At 50.2% G+C, this 2,163-nt stretch carries 2 protein-coding genes; both read right to left on the bottom strand.

Annotated features, from left to right (window positions below):
* Positions 1–57 precede the first annotated feature (57 nt).
* On the bottom strand, positions 58–855 hold the full coding sequence (gene istB / locus RIN56_20570) for an IS21-like element helper ATPase IstB (GenBank protein ID MDR7869188.1): 798 nt from the start codon (positions 853–855) through the stop codon (positions 58–60).
* Complete coding sequence (gene istA, locus RIN56_20575; GenBank protein ID MDR7869189.1) at positions 852–2,075, bottom strand: IS21 family transposase; 1,224 nt, start codon at positions 2,073–2,075, stop codon at positions 852–854. The genes istB and istA overlap by 4 nt, the downstream gene beginning before the upstream one ends.
* Positions 2,076–2,163 lie beyond the last annotated feature (88 nt).

Below are 2,163 nucleotides of genomic sequence, written 5' to 3' on the forward strand. Positions count from 1 at the left end.
GCCGATTTGATTTTGCATGAAAGTGGCGTTTGAAATTTGCATGTTTGTGGCGACGGGTTACTGTTGTTTCTGTTCGAACAGCGTGTTGATGACATGCTGTTTTTGTTTCATATACTCTTTGCGCTCTTTAAGCCTGTAGCTGTCGCCTTTGATGTTGATGACGGTGCAGTGATGCAGAACCCGGTCGAGGATGGCGGAAGCGATCGTAACCTCCGCAAAGATTTCATTCCACTGGGAGAAGGTCTTGTTTGAAGTAAAGATGGTTGAAGCCTTTTCATAGCGCCTGGCGATAAGCTGGAAGAAGAGGTTCGCTCCCTGAATATCCATCGGCAGATAGCCGATCTCGTCGATGATGAGCAGCCTGTATCTGCTAAAAATCTTGAGCCTGTCTTGCAGTCTGTTTTCAAAGTGAGCTTTCTTGAGCTGCTCTATGAGGGTGTGGCAGTTGATGTAGTAGGTGGAATAGCGGCTCCTGGCGGCCTCCAGCCCTAAGGCGGTAGCCATGTGGGTCTTGCCAACGCCAGGAGGGCCGAGAAACACGATGTTCTCCGCATTCTCCATAAAGCGCATGGTTGCCAGTTCCTCGATTTGGCGTTTGTCTATTGAGGGCTGGAAAGTGAAGTCGAAGTCAGCCAGCGTCTTTTTTATGGGGAAGCCCGATAGCTGAACCTGTTTTTCGTAAGCGCGATTCCGCTTGTTTTTGGCTTCCTCCGCAAAGATGTGGTCCAGCACTGTGACGATGTTTAGATCGTCCTTGATGGCCCGCTCCAGGTAGTTGTCCAGAATCTCCAGCGTATTGCGCAGCTTAAGGCTATACAGATTCTCTTTGAGACGCTCATATATTATTTCGGTCATTCCCCGATTACCTCATCATAGGTATTGAGGTCAGGTGATTTGATCGGGAAATCTATGACATTGCCGCCTTCTAGCAAGGTATTTTCGATGTCGGAAGTCTGCCGGATGGTTAGTCGCCGGTAGTGACTTGGGTTGACCACCATGTCCTTCTTCTGGTAGGATATCTTATGCAGAGCAATCTGTTTGCCCTCGAAATATGCGGCCAGCATGTTGTCGAGGCCGACGACTGCCACATCCTTGCCGACGTATTCTGCTGGTACAGAATACTTATTGCCGGCGTAGCTGATGAGGCAGTCTTTTTCTACCCTCCTGAGGTTTATCTTCTCGATCAGATACTGACGGGCCAATGGGCTGAGGCGCTCTTTCCCCAGCCTCTCAAACGGTATTTCCCCGGTGGTACTGTGCGGCCTGCCGTTCACCTTGTTACACCAAGCAAGGGCTTGTCCGTTTAAATCATCGAGTGAGCCGTATCTGATGCCGGTCATGAAATTGTCCCGGACAAAGGCCACCGTCCGTTCAACCTTACCCTTTGTCTGGCCCCGATACGGTCGGCATAGGATGGGCTTGAAGCCGTAAAATCCTGCAAAGTCCTCGAACTGGCGGTTGAGGGTACTGTCTTCTTGCCTCAGAAGCCTTTTGACGACGACCTGCTTCATGTTGTCGTAGAGGATTTCTTCCGGGTAGCCGTTAAAGTACCGGAACGCATTCTGGTGACAGCGGATGAGGGTGTTGGTGCTCATATCCGTGACAAACTCTATGTACCGCATCCGTGAGTATCCCAGCACCATTAGAAAACAATACAGCTTTCTAGGCTTCCCGGCCTCCAGGACGATATGGTCTTCGAAAAAGGCCCAGTCCACTTGGCCCTGGAGTCCCGGCATCGTTTCAAACCGGACTGTTGCTTTTTCTTCCAGGTCTTTCTTTTGGCCGCGTACATAGTCTTTGACGATGCTGTACTTTCCGCCGAAGCCCTGTTCTTGGAGTTTTTCCAGTATCCGCGCCGCGCTGTATGGCGCTTCTTCGAGCCACACATTTATCTGCTGCTTGTATGGGTCGAGCTTCGATGGCCTGGGTTCTGTCAGCTTGTACACCGGTTTTGTTTCCGACAGGGCATACTTTTTCGCGGTCCTCGGGTCAAGGTGGTATTTGCGGGCGATTTCTGTAAAGCTCATTCCTTTTTGGCGGTCAGATCGAATTTCCATCCATTTGGCTCCTTCCATTTTTCCACCCTTCCTGCCTCTTAAGCAAAGACAGGGAAAAGTGTATCACAGATCATTTTCGACCGCCGCAAATATGCAATTTTATATC

Source organism: Sporomusaceae bacterium, from assembly GCA_031460455.1.
GTDB lineage: Bacteria > Bacillota > Negativicutes > Sporomusales > UBA7701 > Anaeroselena.